The following is a 17,963-nucleotide window of genomic DNA, read 5'->3' as shown; positions in this document are numbered from 1 at the left end:
CAATAGCCGAGTCACAAAGATCTTTCGAATCCGTAGAGATAAGAATATACACGAGAGTATCACTGAGCTGTAGAATGTCGACTATTCCGTCCGCACCCTCGCCACCGGTCAAGAGAGTGGAGAAGGCTTTCGCTCCGGTTGCTGCTGCAGACGTTGCGGCTGCTTCGTTCTTGGAGTACTTCCTGTTGGATGAGGACGTGCGCGGACGTACCGCAGCCCCGTCCGCTGCTGTTATGTTGCGCCGGTACTGTGTGATACGCGCGTGATCCGCGACGGAGGATCGTGAGGAGTCCATGACGGCAACCGTGACCGTTTTGACGGACCCGGAATTCTGCGCTACCGCAGCGGCGGAGAAGAGAACCATGGCGGACACGAGCATCGTCCCCACAAAGAGAAACGAACTGCCCGCGAGCCGTGTGGAGAAGACAGCAATACTCCTGCCCACTCGTGGGGCAACGACTCTGTGATCTCTCTGGCCGTGACTGCGCACTCTGCGTCTCTCCCGATACGTGCTGCGGATGATGGACACCGTAACCTCTTTCAGCGTCGAAAGCACAAAGGTAGCGCGTGCGAGGAGTTATTCCACGCGCGCGGTGCGTTGCGTGAATTCGGCAAGGAGGCGGTGAAGGTCGGGGATGCGCGAGAGGCGTATGCGGACGCGATAGCAAGGGCCGTCGTCGTAATTGCGGTCGAGTATCGCCGCGCCAGCGCGGTCGAGAGCGTGGTGTGCCTGCTGTGTCCATTCAAAGGAGAAACGGATGCGGAACTCCTCTTCGATGATACGTTCGACCACACGCGCCTGGTCCAGCGCCGACGCGGCGGCTTCGGCATAGGCCTTCGCGAGCGGTCCGACGCCCAGCTTCACGCCGCCGAAGTAACGCACGACGACGAGGGCGGTATCAGTGAGGCCCAGGCGGTCGATGGCGCCGAGGATACGGCGTCCGGCAGTGCCCGAGGGCTCGCCGTCGTCGGAGGAACGGAATCGCGCGCCGTCGGCGCCGAGACGCCAGGCGGAGCAGTGATGCGCGGCGGTGTAGTGCTCTTTGCGTAAAGCCGCGAGCATGGACTCGGCCGCTCCTTCATCCGTACACGGAGCGGCGAAGGCGAGGAAACGTGAGTGTTTCTCCTTGAGTTCGGCCTGCGAGGGAGCCGCGATGGTGAGGTATGTGTCCGTCGGTCTGTCTTCCATTCGATCTTCGCGGCCGCGGCGACATTGATGACACGGGGCCGTATATTGCAACGTAGCAATTCACGCTGCACAAAGAAACGTTGCACAGGTGCGTCATGCCGATCCGCTTGCCGCATCCCCGCTCCGCGCGTTTCCAGAGAGAAACCGTCAGGAAAAGTCTACCTTCCTCGGTTCCTCCTGTGACAACACCCCCATCAAGCACGCACACTCCATGAAAATCGGTATTACCTGTTATCCCACCTACGGCGGCAGCGGTGTTGTCGCCACGGAACTCGGCATCGCCCTCGCACAACGGGGGCACGAGGTGCACTTCGTCAGCTACGCGTCGCCGTTCCGGCTGACCCACTTCTACGAGAACATTTTCTTCCACGCGGTGGAACAGAGCACGTATCCGCTGTTCGACTTCAATCTGTACTCGCTCGCGCTCGCCAGCAAACTTGTGGAAGTGACACAATACCAGAAGCTCGACGTGCTGCACGTGCACTACGCCATCCCCCATGCCGTCAGCGGCTATCTGGCGCGCGAGATCGTGGGACGCGACGCGGTGAAACTCGTTACGACCCTGCACGGCACCGACAGCACTCTCGTCGGACTCGAACCGTCCTTCCTCCCGCTGATGCGATTCTCGATACAACAGAGTGACGCCGTGACGGCCGTGTCGCGCTTCCTCAAGGAAAAAACACTCACGAATTATTCCATCGAGAAAGACATCGACATCATTCCGAACTTTATAAACTCGGTGGAATATGCTCCGAGCGCATCGTGCGCCTTCCGCTCGCACATAGCGCCGAACGGGGAAAAGATCCTCGTGCACACATCGAACTTCCGGCCTGTGAAACGTGTCACCGATGTGATACGCGTGTTCAAACTCGTGCGGGAAAAAGTCCCTTCGAAACTGCTGCTCGTGGGAGACGGTCCAGACAGGCATGAATGCGAGACTCTTTCGCGCGAACTGGGAATAGAGGTAGATGTGCGTTTCCTCGGCAAACAGGATGCGATTGTGGAAATTCTCGCGGCATCGGATCTCTTTCTCCTGCCGAGCCAGTCCGAAAGTTTCGGGCTTTCAGCCCTCGAAGCCATGTCGTGCGGCCTCCCGGTTATTTCGTCCAGCACCGGCGGCATACCCGAGGTGAACATCCATTCCCAGACCGGCTACATCGCGGAAATGGGCGATGTGGATCGTATGGCAAAGTACGCCGTCGATCTTCTGCAAAACGCGCAGAAGTACGAGCTGTTTTCGAAAGCGGCCAGGACACGTGCCGTCGAAGTGTACGACACGGCTCTTGTTGTTCCCCGCTACGAGGAAGTGTATCAACGGGTGATAGGGCAGTAGGACGATTTGGGCACCCGTCCGGACGAGCACTGGAAATCACGAAAAACCCACAGGTTTTACGGTGTCATGGAAGCGTTAACGACAGCAATTTCACTGTCGGCATTTTGACGGCCCGTGGAAACAATTCCACAACGAATGAAGAAAATGCAACACTCTGTTTCATTTTCATGGATTTACGGGCGCTGATTCAACAAAAATCTTCTGGCAGGGTTATTGCGTAATATGAACTTGACTGTGTTTCACTCAGGTTCATTATGAAAAAGCTTATCGTACTCATCCTCACCCTGTTCCGCTCGAAGAAACTGCAGACGGAGAACGCCGACGACAAGATGTGGGAGCATCTTGACGGCGCCGAGTTCTTTGTTGTGCCTCCGCAGTCCCGGGCAGCCGCCCCCGTCGAATAAACGGGTGTGTGTAGTAGATACGGCGCCTCCGCGGCGTCGTGTTGCTCCATCCCTTCCCGCACCAATTCGAGAGGGGATGCTTCCTATTTCCCATCGCCGGATCTGTGACATGCGTCGGTCTACGATGCGGGGAGAGTCAAAAATTCCGCCTGCCTTGCTTCACAGGGGGTGGAGGGCCTAATTTGCCTGCTCCATGATGAGTTCCCGCAAGTGATAGCGCTCCGATTCGTGACACGACTCGTTTTCCCGTGTGTAACCGCCGTGATGGCGGCCGGGCTCCTTTCCGGTTGCGCCGTCTGGGATTTTACACAGACCAAGTATCAGAATGCCACGGGCTTCTTCAACACGTATTACAACGCGTCGAAGTTGTTCGCGGAAGCGGAGACGGAGATACGCAAGGAGAAAAAACTGGTCGACAACACGTCGATCACACAGCTCTCCGTGCCCGGCGAGGATGTGGATCCGTTGATGAATCCCGCGGCTCCCGTCATGCACGGCGTGGTTGCGCCCGACGGAGCCGTCTCCACACCTTCCGACGCGGGTGAGGTACCGCCGTCGCCCGATGGCGCGCGTATGCGTCCACCGATGCAGCCCGGCATGGGCGCACCGATACTGTCGATGACCAAGCAGCGGGGCATGCAGGGCGTGGGTGTGCCCGCGACAGCGCTCGAGAATCTCGACAAGGTGATCGCCAAGTGTTCACGCATTCTGGTGGACTATAAAAAGAGCAAGTGGGTCGATAACGCGCTGCTGCTCATCGGCAAGGCCTACTTCTACAAGCAGGAATACACAAAGGCCGAACGCAAATTCAACGAACTCATCGATGGTTTTCCCGAGAGTCCCCTCCGCGCGGAAGCGATGTTGTGGCTCGGAAAAAATTCGATGATGATGGATCTGTTCGACGATGCCGAGAAGCAGTTGAACGCCTCCATCGATGAGGCGGCGCGGCAGGACGAACCCGCCGTGGCGCTGCAGGCCTACCTGTCCCTGGGCGACATGTATCTCGCGTTGCGCCAGTCGCAGAAGGCGGTGGAGAGTTACCGCAAGGGCACCGAACTGCAGTCCACCTCCGACGAACGTGTGCAGCTTTATCTCTCGCTCGCGCGTGAACTCGAAAAAAGCGGCGACCGCGCCGGCGCGCTCGACGCGTACCGCGCACTGGCCCGTTCGAACGGCGACCGCGATGTGCTGTTTTTTGCGGAACTGAACTATGCGCGTCTCGCGCGCGAGATGGGCCGCATCGACGACGCGGTGAACACGCTGGTCGACATGCTCGACAATCCCACCTACATCGAATACGACGGGCAGTTGCAGATGGAGATCGGCCGCTTGTACGAGACGGTGGATGAAATTCCCGCGGCCGTGGACCAGTACCGCTATGTCGACACCACGTTCCGTCAGCGTCCGGAATCGGCCGAAGCCGCCTACGCTCTCGGCAAGATGTACGAAACCAAGGGCAAGAACTACGACAAGGCTTTCGAGTATTACAGCGCAGCACGCACCGCGTATCCGGGCATCCCCGCCTCGACGCTCGGCGGCAGGCGCGCGGATCAGCTCGGCGAGTATCGCAAGCTGCGCAACCGCATGTTCGAACTCGACACGCTGCTGTTCTATGTGTTGTACCCCGACTCTCTCACGGCGCGCGATTCCGTTCGTGCAATAGCCGACAGCGTGGCCCGCACCGAATTGAAACAGAGCGGCGGCAGCGCGCTGAGCGAGGATCAGCGGTATCAGGAGCGCATCTCACGGCGCAGGCCGCACGGACGCAACAGCGGCCGTATCAATCCCTCGGCACCGCCGACGAGCGGCACACTGGCCGTGTCGCCCATGGGTGCTGGCGGTGTGCCTCAGGCCCCGGCCGGCGTGCAACCCTTGTATCGACGCGTAAATTTGCGCACGGTTCCGCCCGACTCCGTCCTGCGTGTGCTTTCCATATCACGCATGGATGTCGGCTGGGTGCTGTTCGACAAAGTCGGCGATCTGGATTCCGCCGCATATTATTACCGGCTCGCGCTCGACGGCTCTCTGCCCGACACCGTGCTTGCAAATGCGCTGTACACGATGGCCGCCATCGCGCGCCGCTCAGGCGACACCATACAGGCGCGCGAGTACGAGGACCGGCTTATCACCAAACTGCCCGAGACACGTTTCGCGCGCACACTGATGCTCGCGCGCGGGATGCCCGTCGCAAAAGATTCGCTTACCGTGTATCGCGAGGCCTACGAACGCGGCGCGACGCTGCTCGAACAGCGCGCCACGGCCGACGGGCTCGCGTCGCTCGAGCGCATGCGCCAGAATTACCCGCACAGCGACGAGTCCGTGCGCGCGCAGCTCGCGATCGCGATGGTGCTCGAGGAGACGCCGGGCAAGGGTGATTCGGCGCTCGCGATCTATCGCCGCATGGTGCTGCAGCATCCCGCATCGAAGTACACGCAGCGGGCGAAGGACGTGCTCGCGTCGATCGACAGAATCAAGACCGACGAAGCCGAACGCATCCGCAAGGAAGAAGAAAAGAAACGCGAGGAAGAACTGCGCAAGGAGCGCGAGGCGAAGAAAGTGCCGCAGGTTGTCACACATCGCGACACCACCACGCTGCGTTTCCAGCGGAAACACGATCCGACCAAGGACGAGGACTTCCCGCTGAATCTGCCGGAAGACAAACCCAAGAAACAGGCAGTGCCCGATGCACCGGGCAAACCCGGCACGCAGGGCGACACGCCCCTCCCCGGCGCGTCCGATCCGGGAGCACAACCGCCGCAGGCGCCGGGCACACAGCCGCCTTCGTCGGGTGGCGATACCGACAATCAGCCGCTCAGCGTGCCGCTGCAGCAGCCCGTTCCACCTCCGCCCACACAGCCCCCTCCAGGGAAAGGAAAATGACACCAGTGAACCGCGCGATGCGCGTCACTTCCATACGCCCCGTGGCGGATGAGACGTACGCGCTGCGCTTCCATGCCCCCGACCTCGCCGCGGCCCTCAAGCCAGGACAATTCCTCAACATCCTCGTGAGCGATCTGAGCGATCCGTTACTGCGCAGGCCGTACAGCATCTCGAACATCGTGGAAGAGGAGTGCGAGATCCTTTTTTCCGTGGTCGGAAAGGGCACGGGCATACTTGCCGCAAAACGCGCGGGCGAAACGATCGGCGTGTTGGGTCCGCTCGGCAACACCTTCGGGTACACAAAGGACTTCGAGACCGCGCTGATCGTGGCCGGCGGCATTGGCGTCGCGCCGTTCCCGCTGTTGACCGCGCAGCTCCGCGCGGAGGGACGCGCGGTACAGACTTTCCTGGGCGCGCGTTCGGCCTCACGCGTGGTGCGCGACGGACTCGACAACCTGCATGTCGCGACCGACGACGGCAGCGAAGGATTTCACGGCACAGTGATCGGCTGTCTCGCGCAGTGGCTCGAGACACACGAGGCGCCCGCGCCGCGCATCTTCGCCTGCGGACCCAACGCCATGCTCCGCGCGACGCAGGACTTCGCGTCCACGTACGGCATCCCCTGCGAATTGTCGCTCGAGTCGGAAATGGCCTGCGGCGTCGGCATCTGCCAGGGCTGCCCGATCGAGCGTGTTGAAGGGGAGAGGAAATACGCGCTGGTATGCACCGACGGTCCGTGTTTTGATTCGCGCGACATCATATTCCACGAGTTCCACGCATGAATACCGCCTGCACAATCGGATCCCTCACGCTGAAAAACCGCGTCCTCGTGGCGTCGGGCACCTTCGGCTACGGCAACGAAGTGTCCGCCTACACCACGCTCTCGAAGTTGGGCGGCATCGTAACAAAATCCGTCAGCAAGCTGCCGCGGCAGGGCAACGCGCCGACACGCATCGCCGAGACCGCGAGCGGCATGCTCAATTCCATCGGCCTCGCAAACGTGGGCGTCGAGGCCTTCGTGTCGGACAAGCTGCCCTTCCTGCGCACGCTCGACACCACGATCATCGTCAACATCGCTGCCAGTTCCATCGACGAGTACGTGGAAGTGCTCGAACGCGTGGACGGCGAGGAGGGCGTGGACGGATACGAGATCAACGTTTCCTGCCCGAACGTCAAGGACGGCGGACTCAACTTCGGCACCAAGTGCGACATGACCGCGGCGATCACACGCGCGCTGCGTCCGCGCACCACCAAGCCGCTCATCATCAAGCTCACGCCGAACGTCACGCGCATCTCAGAATTTGCGCAGGCATGTGAAGACGAGGGCGCCGACGCGGTGTCGCTCATCAACACCCTTGTGGGCCTCGCGGTGGACGTGCGCACGCGGCGTCCCAAACTCTCGACCATCACGGGCGGACTCTCCGGTCCCGCCATCAAACCAGTGGCGCTGGCCAAGGTGTACGAGACGGCGCGCGCGGTAAAAATTCCCATCGTCGGCATCGGCGGCATCATGACCTGGGAAGACGCGATCGAATTTCTCCTCGTGGGCGCCACCGCCGTTCAGGTGGGCACGGCGAATTTCCGCGATCCGGACGCGGGCGCAAAAATCGCGGAAGGCATGGCCGCGTATTGCACACGTGAAGGCATCGACGACATACAGGAACTTGTCGGCGCGATGCAGACGGCGGCGCAGGCCACGGCGCCGGGATTCGTCGCGGCGCGATGACCCGGCCGCCCTTCGCGCGGGCGCTGCCTTCACACGGCGTCATCGCCGCGCGAGGCGCCGAGTTTCCCGAGCTGCTCAACCGCCTCTCGACACAGGCGCTTGTGGCGTTGCATGAAGGCGAGGCGCGCGAGACCCTGCTTGTCACCGAAAAGGCGCGCGTGATCGACGCCGTGCTGGCCGCGACCGTATCGCACGACGAGACGCTGCTGCTCGTCTCGCCAGGACGCGCCGCGCGCATTGTCGCCTGGCTCGAAAAATACACTATCATGGAGGACGTCGTGTACAGCGACATCTCCTCCTCATACAGGCAGTTCGAGATCACTCCCGCGGCCGACGGCACGCTGCCCGCAGGTATCGGAGAAACGGCTCCGAATCTCGGATACTGCGCGGCACATCCCGCGCTGTCCGGCGCGCTGTGGCTTCGCCACGCGAGCGTGCAGGCGCCGGGTCTGCGCCTGATCCTGCCCGCGGACGGCGCCGAGGCGACTGCTCGCGCATTGTATGAGGACGCGGGACTCGCCGAGGCGGACGAGGCCGACTTCGAACAGTGGCGTATTCAACACGGCTATCCCTCGTGGAACGGGGAACTGGACGAGACCGCTCATCCCTTTGAATCGGGTGCGGCGGCGGCGGTGAGTCTCACCAAGGGCTGCTACATCGGCCAGGAAGTCATCGCGCGGCTCGACAGCTACGGCAAGGTGCAGCGCCTGCTCTGTCGCGTGCTTCTCGACGCGGGCGCCGCCACGCCGCGCGCGGGCGACCGACTTACAGCATCGGGCGCCGACGCGGGGTACCTGACATCCGTGGCTCCGGAAGCGGTGGCCGAGGGCCTGTACGCACTTGCACGCGTCCGTGTGGCACACGTGGACGCAGGAACAGCACTGGCAGTCGAGAGCGGCACCGCGACCATCCCTGCAACGGTGCTCGGACCCGCTCCAAGCATGGAGGTAGTACCATGAGCACGGAAACTCGCATCGCCTGTGTCACCGGATCCGGCCGCCGCCTCGGGCGCTCGCTCGCGCTCGCGCTTGCGGAGGCGGGATATGATATAGTTCTTCACGCCAATACCAGCACCGACGCACTCGCCGACATCGCGGCACAGATCGAGACCCTCGGCCGCAGGGTATGGACCGTGCACGGCGACCTGAGCAGCATCGATGATATCCGCGGCATCGCGGACGAGATACGCTCATCCGTGCCGCGACTCGATCTGCTTGTGAATAACGCGGGTGTGTTTCCGGTCGCGCGTTTCGAGGATGTCACTCCTGAGCAGTGGGACCTGGCGCAGATCGTGAACACACGCGCCGTGTTTTTCCTCACGCAGGCCTGCGCGCCGATGTTACGCGCGACACACGGCGCGGTGGTGAACATCGCGTCGGGAGGGGCCTTCGCGCCCTGGGTCACGCATATCCCGTACAACGTGTCGAAGGCGGGCCAGGTGATGTTGACACGGGCGCTCGCCAAAGCCCTCGCGCCCGACGTGCGCGTGAACGCCGTCGCACCCGGCATCATCCTGTTTCCGGACGAGGACGAGGCGCAGACCGTCGCCGCCGAACGTATCCCCATGCAGCGCTACGCCACACCCGCCGATATCGCATCCGCGGTTCTTTTTCTCGCACAGGGCTCGCAGTATATTACCGGGCACACACTTCCCGTGGATGGAGGAAGTTTCGACGCCACCTGAAACCGCGCCCATGGCACCGACCAAATTCACAACCAAGTCCTACAAGAATCTCGATTTTCTCAACAGCCCCGACGCGCGGCCCATACGCCTGCTGTCGGAGTACTTCGAACCACTGCAGCGGCTCCGCAAGAATCAGATTCAGGACACGATTGTCTTTTTCGGCTCGGCGCGCCTCGTCTCGCGCGAGCATGCGGAAGAGCGCAAGGCCGAACTCCTGCAGGCCATGAACACGCCGGGATCCCGCGGCGGTTCGAAGCGGCTCATCGAGGAATTGCAGAAGGTCGAGACGCTGCTCAAACAGGCGCGCTATTACGACGACGCGGTGGAACTCTCGCGCCTGCTTTCGAAGTGGGCGCTCGGCCTGCCGAAAAAAGGCCGCTTCGTGATCACCTCCGGTGGCGGACCCGGCATCATGGAGGCCGCCAACCGCGGCGCGCAGCTCGCCGGAGCCAAGTCGGTCGGGCTGAACATCTCCCTGCCTTTCGAGCAGGAACCGAATCCGTACATCCCGCCCGAACTGAATCTCGAATTCCACTACTTCTTCATGCGAAAGTTCTGGTTCGTCTATCCCGCGAAAGCGCTGGTGGTGTTCCCGGGCGGCTTCGGCACACTCGACGAACTATTCGAGACACTCACGTTGGTGCAGACCGACAAGCTGCGCAAGCAGGTGTTTGTGCTGCTCTACGGCTCCGATTTCTGGAAGAAGATTCTTAATTTTGAGGGACTGCTTGAGGCGGGACTCATCAGCAAAGAGGATCTGTCACTCTTTGAATTCGCCGACACGCCAAAACAGGCGTTCAACTTTCTCAAAAAGAAACTCACCGACCGATACCTGTGAACCGCATTAGCGACCGCGAACTCTGGGCGCTTTTCTCGCTGCTCGACGACGCACAAACGTCGGTGCAGGAGGCCGTCCGCGACAGGTTGCTCGAATTGGGCGACGAGGTTGTCGCGCCGCTGCGCGCGCTCTCGGCGCTGCACGGTCTGCATCGCGAACGTGTGGACGAGCTGGTCGACGATATACGCCTCACGCTCACTTTCCGCCGGCTCGGGCAGCTCTATGCCGACCGCTCCGTGCAGCCGGATCTCGAGGAGGGTGTCTTCACCATCGCGCGCTACGGGTATCCCGACATCGACACCGAGGCCTACCGTCGACGGCTCAACGAGATGGCCGCCGATATCCGCGTGCTCGGCGGCATGCGTGCCACACCCATCGACCGCTTCATGAAAATGCGCTCGTACCTGTTCAGTGAACTGGGTTTCGCGGGCAATCAGCACGACTACTACAATCCCGACAACAGCTTCATCAACAAGGTGATCGATTTCCGCCGCGGCATCCCCATCACGCTGTCGGTGGTGATGCTGCTGGTCGGACGCCGCCTGGACCTGCAGTTGCACGGCATCGGCATGCCCATGCACTTCCTCGTGCAGTACGACGACGGCACGCGCATGTTTTTTGTTGATCCGTTCAACGCGGGCATGATCATCACGCAGGAGCAGTGCCGCTCGCTGCTGGCCTCGAACGGCATACAGTTCACGTCCGCCATGCTGGCGCCCGTCGAGCCCGGCGAAATTCTCGAGCGCATGTGGCGCAATCTTTTCCTCGCGTATCAGAAGAGCGGACGCACCGAGGAAGTGACACGCATCGCAAAAATACTGCACTTCGTCAATCCCGAATTCCCCGTGAATTCAGCGACCGATGAGGACGACGTCGAAGACGAGGACGACGAAGACGTGTCTTGATGTTCTAAGGGGGATTTTTCACAGGAGGAACGGAGGAAAGGGAGGTTTTTTCTTCGGCCTTCGGCCGGAATTCATGTACCTCTGGCCGTCTTTCAGTGTGCGTCTCTCGTCTTTCCTCCACGGTCTCTCGATTAATCTCGGGAGATCGCAGTGAGCTAGCGGGAGAGTACAATCATAGTAGGAACGGCCGAAGGCCGAAGAAAAAACCTCCCTTTCCTCCGTTCCTCCTGTGATTATTCTCTTCCCGTCATCTCCCGTGAAACCGTAGTGGCGAGGCCGCAGACGCAATATGAAAGCCGGCCGAAGGCCGAAGAAAAAACCTCTGTTTCCTCCGTTCCTCCTGTGATTATTCTCTTCCCGTCATCTCCCGTGAAACCGTAGTGGCGAGGCCGCAGACGCAATATGCAAGCCGGCCGAAGGCCGAAGAAAAAACCTCCGTTTCCTCCGTTCCTCCTGTGATTATTCTCTTCCGCTATCTCCCTGCACTCGATTTCCCACCCCTGGAGGTGAGCACTTCGCGGTACACGTGTTCGAGATTGCCGATCATCGTGTCGAGGGTGAATCGTTCGAGGAACAGCTCGCGCGCCCGCGCGCCCATCGCGACGCGGCGCTGAGCATCCGTGATGAGGGTCTCGAGTGCATCGGTGAGCGAGCGGACGTTTTTCTCCTTTGTCAGGATGCCGTTTTCTCCGTCGAGCACCATGTAGCGGATGTCGCCCACGTCGCTGGCGACGGCGGGCCTGCCGGCGGCCATGGCGTTGAGGATGGAGACGGGGAAGGTCTCGCCGCCGAAGTCCACGGAGGGCTGCACGTAGATGTCGCAGGCCGAAAGATATTCGGATATGTCTGTCCGATGTCCGAGCAGTGTCACCGCGTGGCCGATGCCCAGTGCGTCGATCTGGCTCTGCAGCGAAGTGCGTAGTTCGCCGTCACCAGCGATGGCGCAGCGGAGCTGCGGATGACGCGGCAGCAGATGCTGCATGGCCGAGAGCAGGTAGGTGTGGCCTTTAAACGCGACGAGGCGCGCGAGATTGCCGAGCAGAACCGTGTTGTCGTCGAGGCCGAGTTCGCGCCGCACTTTCGAGCGGCCCTCGTCGGTGTAGCGGACGTCCTCCTCCGGCAGACCGATATGCACCACGCTGATGCGTGCGGCGGGGATGTGATCGGTGCCCGTCATGATACGCGCGGTGGAATGTCCGACCGGTGTGAAACGGTCGATGAGGAAACGATTGCGCACCCAGTGTGTGATGTTGTGGCTGATGCTCAGGCAACTGTGTATCGAGGCGATGCTGGCGCATTTGAGCGCGCGCGCAGCGATGGCGCCTATGGTGCGGTCGTGATTTGAATTCGAGTGGATGACGTCCACCTTGTCGTGTCGTAAGACGCGTGCCAGTGTCCGCGCCGCGGTAAACTCGCGTCCGCCCGAGGCGTACGGCACTTCGCGGGTCTCGAAGCCGCGCGCCTTCGCTTCCGCCGCGAGCATCGAGCCCGCCAGCGGCGCGATGATGACACGATGTCCGCGCTCGCGCATTCCGCGCGCGACATACAATACGTAGTTTTCGCCGCCCGCTATGTCGCGCGCGTCGTTTGTCAGGACGATGGTAAGGGAACGAGCCATGGGGCCTAATATACGGGAGGGAGGTGGGAGTTGGGAGTGGGGAGTTGGGAGTGGGGAGTTGGGAGTTGGGAGTTGGGAGTGAGGAGTTGGGAGTAGGGAGTTGGGAGTGGGGAGTTGGGGGTAGGGAGTGGGGAGTGAGGACGGGGGAGTGCGGACGCGAGACAGCGGCACAGTGTCTCGCTGAGCCCCGGAGGGGCGGCATTAACCAACCCACGCCGTGAGGCGTGGGAGAGGCACGCCGTCGAAGTTCACGAGCCCGCGAAGCGGGCGGCATTCACCAACCCACGCCGTGAGGCGTGGGAGAGGCACGCCATCGAAGTTCACGAGCCCGCGAAGCGGGCGACATTCACCAACCCACGTCGTGAGGCGTGAGAGCGCCCCGTCCGCGGGGGCGGAACGGGGCGCCGGTGGATAAAAAGAGTGATGAGTCTTATTTAACGCGGAACTCCACGCGGCGGTTCAACGCGCGGCCTTCCTCGGTCTCGTTGGTGGCCACGGGCTGATCCATGCCGTACCCGTTCGAGGTCATGCGCGATGATGGGATGCCTTTCGAGATCAGGTAATCCATCACGGCCTTCGCGCGTTCCTGCGAGAGCCGTTTGTTGTAATCGGCGGAACCGACATTGTCGGTGTGTCCGGCGAGTTCCACACGCACGCTGCTGTTGGTCTTCAACCACTGCACGGCGCGGTCGAGATCCACCGACGACTCCTGCTGCAGTGTCGACTTGTCGAAATCGAAGTACACGAGCAGACGCACGATGTCGCGCGTGAGTTCGATGTTCTTTCGGATGGTGTTGTTCGCGGCATCACGCGGCACGTCGAAACGGTCGGAGTAGAACAGATACCCGGGCGCCTCGGCGGTGATGGCGTAGGAACGGCCGGGCTGCAGCACCACCACGTAATTGCCGTCCATGTCGTTGCTGTGGAAGGAACTCACCACTTCGTTGGTCTTCAGATCCCGCACGGTGAGTGTCGCACCCACGGGGGCCTTGGTCTTGCTGTCGGCCACGCTGCCGAGCACTGCGGTCACCGCGCCGGGCGGCAGGGGATTCGGCACGCCCATGAAGAGGTCGAGGTCGCCGCTGCCTTCGGGACGCGACGAGGCAAAAAACACATTCTCGGTGCCGAGCTGCGTCGTGAAGAACATGTCGTCGTATGCCGAGTTGATCGGCGCACCCGCGTTCTCGACCGCGCCCCAGGCGCCGCCCGCCGCGCGCGACACGTACACGTCGAAGCCGCCCACGCCGGGATGTCCGTTGGACGAGAAGTACAACGTGCGGTTGTCGGCCGCAATAAAGGGACTCATCTCGTCGCCCGCGGTGTTGACGGGTGTGCCGAGATTCACGGGCACTGACCAGTCGTCACCGCTGCGCTTCGACATCCACACGTCACCAAGTCCCTGGCCTCCCTCGCGCTCCGACACAAAGTACAGTGTCATACCGTCCGGCGAGAGCGAGGGCTGCGAATCCCACTGCGGCGAGTTCACCGCGCGCAGATTCTTGATGTTGCGCCAGGTGCCGCCCGCGTACTCGGCGATGTACAGGTCGCAGTCGCCCAGCCCGTCCTCGCGGCCGCAGGCGCTGAACACCATCCAATGACCGTCGGGTGTCATACACGCCGAGCCGTCATTGCCGTCGGTGTTGACGCTTGGTCCCACGTTCATCGTCTGTTTCCATGCCGTGCCCTCGGAGATCGCGGAGTAGATGTTCTGATCGCCGTCACGGTTGGTGGTGAAGTAGATCACACGGCCGTTTCCGAGCACCAGCGGCGAAAAATCGTCGTCGGAGGAATTGACCTCCTCGCCCAGATTCGTGAGTGTCACTTCGTATGTTTTTGGCGTGATGATCTGCCGGTTCTCGATCGATTCCGTGCTCTGCGCGTGAACGGAGAACAGAATCGCCGGAAGGAGGATCAATACAGGGATCACTTTTTTCATGGCTGTCTCTCCGTTCATTTCAGGCGCCAGCGTATGCCGACGGTGGCGAATATGGTCAGTGCATTCCAGTCGGGATTGTTCGGTGTGAATGGCGGATTAAAACGCGCCGTGCCGCTCACGCCCTTTGCGATCTTTGTGAGCGGTATCGCCACGGTCACTTCGGGCGTGAGGAATAACGTGGGTCCGAGCGGTATCCATGTTCCCACGCCGGCCTTCAGATCGAAACGGCTGCTCTCGAAGCCCGTGATTTCACCTTCGGAACCGGCAGACTTCAACTGGCGCTCGGTCGGATTGTTCTGGTACACCTGCTCGGTGTAATAGATGTCGTCGGGCCGCACAATGGTCTGCGTAAGTTTGGCGTTGTTGGAGCTGAGACTCCCGAAGGACGGCCCAACAAGCAGATACCAACTGTCTTCCAGTAATTGTATGCGCGCGAGCAGATCCACGCCGATGTACGTGAAGCTCCAATCAACCTCGTCACGCAGCACCATGGTCTGCCCGGTGGTGGTGGTCGGATGCAGGAACTGCGTATCGTATTCGTTCGAGAAGCTGCCGTTGCGCGTGTGATAGTTCACCTTCAGCGCGAGGCCGAACATGCGTGACAGACTCAGGTCGGCCGTGGCGCCGAGCACAAAGCCGAGGCCGGAGCCGCCGTCGATGGTGCTCTCGAGAGGCAGGGCGATATCGGGTTGCAGGGGATTCCAGTTCGCGATCTGCTCCGCAAAGGTGAGGCCGCCCCAGTAGGGATTCGGCGAGCGGAAGCTGATCGGTCCATTCGAGAACGACGAGTAGGTGATGCCCGCGTCGAAACCGAGGTTCCAGACGAGGCCGGAGGAACGGCCGGGCCGCAGCACGTCGCCGTCGGGTCCGCCGCTCACCGCGTCCAACGCGGGCGCGAGCAGAAGGCACATGACGGCGAACAGCATCACTGCGCGTGGAGAAACGTGTCGTGGTTTCATTGGATCGTGTCCTGTGTGGAAAGTGTGCGTAAGTCAGACAGTAGCGCGTATCACAATCCGAAGCGGAGTCCGGCCGTGAGTGTCACGGTCATGAACCGCATGTCGGATGCGGGAATAAACATGAGTGCTTCACCCGGTTGATCGAGGAAGGCGTTCAGCGGGAAATCGAGACAGAGTTCGGGTGTGAAGAACACGGATTTGGACAGCGGGATCCATGTGCCGACACCGGCCTTGATGGCAAAACGTGCCTCCTCGAACTCCTTGATTTCCACGTCACGAATTTCGAGGGCGCGGAAACCGGAGGGTGTGATGCCGCCCGCGGCGGTATAGGCCGGATACGTGACCCCGTCGGGCGCGACGATGGATTGTGTGAAGGTGCCGCTGCTGCCTTGCAGCAGGCCGATCGACAGGCCTCCCAGAACATACCACGATTTCCGCGCGAGCTGATAGCGGAGCAGGAGATCGATGTTCACAAACTGCATCGAGAGTTCCAGTTCCGATTTCAGTGTTGCATGATCGGGGAAGCCGGTCGCGGGATCGATGTAGAAGATGGGATTGTCGAAAGTGGAGGAATACGTGTCGGTGCGGCCGATGTATCCGAGTTTTGCGACAAAACCCGTCTTGTCTGACAACGGGACGTCGACCGTCCCGTTCAGTATGAAACCGAATCCGTTCCCGCCTTCGAAGCGCGCCCAGGTGCTGATGAGATAATTCTGGTTCATGAGCCCCGCGCGGTAGGCGTGTGTGCCGAAATACTGCGCGTAATTGAGTCCGGCATCAAAACCCAGATACCATGTTGTGCCGCGGAGGCGTTCCGGCCGCAACACGTCGCCGTCCGGACCGCCCGCCGTGCAGCGTGTGCCGGCGGCGAGGATCAGCAGCGATGCACACAGGCAAAAGAGACCCTGAAAGTGTTTCATGACACGGTGTTCCTCCGCGTATGCTAGGGTGAGGGCGACCGGGGCCCGAATAAAGAGAGGATTGTCTGTTTTGTAAGCATTCCTATTTAGCAAAACCGGCTCTTGGAAGCAAGTTGTCTTTCTCCCGACATAGACCTATTTTTTCACACTTTTCGCCCGTCCATTGGTTTCCCGCAGGACGGGCGCCTTTCGCGACACAGACCGGAGTACCTCGTGACAGATCTCGACCGCGCCCAGAAGCTCATCTCCGAGCACGCCACTCAATTCATCGACCTGAAGACGATCGACCTTGTCGGCCGCCTGCATCACGTGACGCTGCCGCTCGAGTCCGACACACTCGCACGCATCATGGCACACGGCGTGGGTTTCGACGGTTCGAGTTACGGTTTCGCCAAGGCCGAGAACAGCGACATGATCGTCAAGCCCGATCTCTCGACGCTGCAGCCCGATCTGTTCCGCGACAAACCGACGCTTACCTGTTACACCGACATACTTCTCACCGACGCGGCGCGTTCCCGTTTCCCGCAGGATGTGCGCTGGATTGCCGCCCAGGCCGAGAAGCTGCTCTCGACACTCGGCATCGCCGACCGTTCGCTGTGGGGCCCCGAATTCGAGTACTACATTTTTTCGAAGGTGGACTACGATACGCGCACCTCGGCCTCGTATTATCACATCGAACACGCCGAGGAATTCTACCACAACGCGTACCACGCGTGTAATCCCTTCGACCTCTACGACGATCTGCGCGACGAGAGCTGCACGCTGCTCAAACGCGCGGGCATACCCGTGAAGTACCATCACCACGAGGTGGGGGAGCGCGGACAGCAGGAAATCGAACTCTTCTTCGATCCGCTGCTCAAGACGGCCGACAACATCGTGACCGCCAAGTACATCCTCTTCAACCAGGCCGTACAGCATAACCTGCACATCACCTTCATGCCGAAGCCGATGTATCAGCAGGCGGGCAGCGGACTGCACCTGCACCAGTTCCTGATGCGCGGCGACACCAACGTGTTCTACGAGGAAGGCACCTACGCCAATTTCAGCGAGACCGGACGGCATTACATCGGCGGCCTCTTGAAACATGCTCACGCGCTGGCGGCCTTCACCAATCCGAGCACAAATTCCTACAAGCGTCTGGTGCCCGGTTTTGAAGCGCCCGTGGCCGTGACCTACGGCATGGCCAACCGCTGCTCGTGCATCCGTATTCCGCGTTACGTGTCCGATCCGAAGGAGACACGGATGGAATACCGTCCGCCCGACGCAACGGCCAATCCCTATCTGATGCTTGCGGCGATGATGATGGCGGGCATCGACGGCATCGTGAACCGCATCGATCCGGCCGCCGAGGGTTTTGGTCCGCACGACGGCGACATCTCGGGCATCCCCTCGCTCAAATTCCTCCCGCGCAATCTGGCCGAAGCCCTAGACGCGCTGGAACTCGACAACGAATTCCTACAGCGCGGCGGTGTGTTCCCCGAGTCCCTCATCCGCCAGTGGCTCAAAGTGAAGCGCGAGGAAGTACACGCCATCGCCACCATGCCGCACCCGTTCGAATACGAGATGTATTT

At 61.1% G+C, this 17,963-nt stretch carries 15 protein-coding genes; 10 read left to right on the top strand and 5 right to left on the bottom strand.

The window, feature by feature from the left end; translation table 11 throughout:
- Positions 1–577: 577 nt before the first annotated feature.
- Positions 578–1,189, bottom strand: a complete 612-nt coding sequence (locus HY962_16230) for a YigZ family protein (GenBank protein ID MBI5648479.1) — start codon at positions 1,187–1,189, stop codon at positions 578–580.
- 211 nt (positions 1,190–1,400) lie between these two features.
- Here HY962_16230 and bshA point away from each other — a divergent pair, with 211 nt between their 5' ends.
- The 9 genes from bshA to HY962_16185 all read left to right on the top strand — a co-directional run bounded on the left by bshA (position 1,401) and on the right by HY962_16185 (position 10,959).
- On the top strand, positions 1,401–2,522 hold the full coding sequence (gene bshA, locus HY962_16225; protein MBI5648478.1) for an N-acetyl-alpha-D-glucosaminyl L-malate synthase BshA: 1,122 nt from the start codon (positions 1,401–1,403) through the stop codon (positions 2,520–2,522).
- A gap of 254 nt (positions 2,523–2,776) precedes the next feature.
- Entirely contained in the window at positions 2,777–2,926 is a 150-nt protein-coding gene (locus HY962_16220; protein ID MBI5648477.1) for a hypothetical protein, read from the top strand.
- Between the two features lie 228 nt (positions 2,927–3,154).
- On the top strand, positions 3,155–5,806 hold the full coding sequence (locus tag HY962_16215; protein MBI5648476.1) for a tetratricopeptide repeat protein: 2,652 nt from the start codon (positions 3,155–3,157) through the stop codon (positions 5,804–5,806).
- A gap of 17 nt (positions 5,807–5,823) precedes the next feature.
- Positions 5,824–6,588, top strand: a complete 765-nt coding sequence (locus HY962_16210; GenBank protein ID MBI5648475.1) for a dihydroorotate dehydrogenase electron transfer subunit — start codon at positions 5,824–5,826, stop codon at positions 6,586–6,588.
- Positions 6,585–7,532, top strand: coding sequence for a dihydroorotate dehydrogenase (locus HY962_16205; GenBank protein MBI5648474.1), 948 nt, complete (start codon positions 6,585–6,587; stop codon positions 7,530–7,532). Before HY962_16210 ends, HY962_16205 begins: the two co-directional genes overlap by 4 nt.
- Complete coding sequence (locus tag HY962_16200) at positions 7,529–8,491, top strand: hypothetical protein (GenBank protein MBI5648473.1); 963 nt, start codon at positions 7,529–7,531, stop codon at positions 8,489–8,491. Before HY962_16205 ends, HY962_16200 begins: the two co-directional genes overlap by 4 nt.
- Positions 8,488–9,216 (top strand): SDR family oxidoreductase, encoded by a 729-nt coding sequence (locus tag HY962_16195; protein MBI5648472.1) that lies wholly within the window; start codon positions 8,488–8,490, stop codon positions 9,214–9,216. Before HY962_16200 ends, HY962_16195 begins: the two co-directional genes overlap by 4 nt.
- A gap of 10 nt (positions 9,217–9,226) precedes the next feature.
- Entirely contained in the window at positions 9,227–10,054 is an 828-nt protein-coding gene (locus HY962_16190; GenBank protein MBI5648471.1) for an LOG family protein, read from the top strand.
- A complete protein-coding gene (locus tag HY962_16185) occupies positions 10,051–10,959 on the top strand; it encodes a hypothetical protein (GenBank protein MBI5648470.1) in 909 nt (302 codons plus the stop codon). The genes HY962_16190 and HY962_16185 overlap by 4 nt, the downstream gene beginning before the upstream one ends.
- Before the next feature lie 472 nt (positions 10,960–11,431).
- Here the strand turns inward: HY962_16185 and HY962_16180 are convergent, their stop codons facing one another.
- From HY962_16180 to HY962_16165, 4 genes are all read right to left on the bottom strand, one after another.
- Positions 11,432–12,577: a glycosyltransferase family 4 protein gene (locus tag HY962_16180; protein ID MBI5648469.1), complete on the bottom strand. Its 1,146-nt coding sequence runs from the start codon at positions 12,575–12,577 to the stop codon at positions 11,432–11,434.
- 430 nt (positions 12,578–13,007) lie between these two features.
- Complete coding sequence (locus HY962_16175; GenBank protein ID MBI5648468.1) at positions 13,008–14,513, bottom strand: PD40 domain-containing protein; 1,506 nt, start codon at positions 14,511–14,513, stop codon at positions 13,008–13,010.
- 14 nt (positions 14,514–14,527) lie between these two features.
- Complete coding sequence (locus HY962_16170) at positions 14,528–15,472, bottom strand: outer membrane beta-barrel protein (GenBank protein ID MBI5648467.1); 945 nt, start codon at positions 15,470–15,472, stop codon at positions 14,528–14,530.
- A 50-nt stretch (positions 15,473–15,522) separates the two neighbouring features.
- Positions 15,523–16,392 (bottom strand): outer membrane beta-barrel protein, encoded by an 870-nt coding sequence (locus tag HY962_16165; GenBank protein ID MBI5648466.1) that lies wholly within the window; start codon positions 16,390–16,392, stop codon positions 15,523–15,525.
- Positions 16,393–16,605: 213 nt separating this feature from the next.
- On the opposite strand from HY962_16165, the gene HY962_16160 reads away from it, so the two are divergent.
- On the top strand, positions 16,606–17,963 hold a 1,358-nt coding region (locus HY962_16160; protein ID MBI5648465.1), incomplete at its 3' end, for a glutamine synthetase beta-grasp domain-containing protein.

The sequence above is a fragment of the Ignavibacteriota bacterium genome (assembly GCA_016218045.1).
Lineage (GTDB): Bacteria > Bacteroidota > Ignavibacteria > SZUA-365 > SZUA-365 > JACRFB01.
The sequence above is the reverse complement of the archived record's forward strand: the minus strand, read 5'-3'. Positions and strand labels throughout refer to the sequence as shown.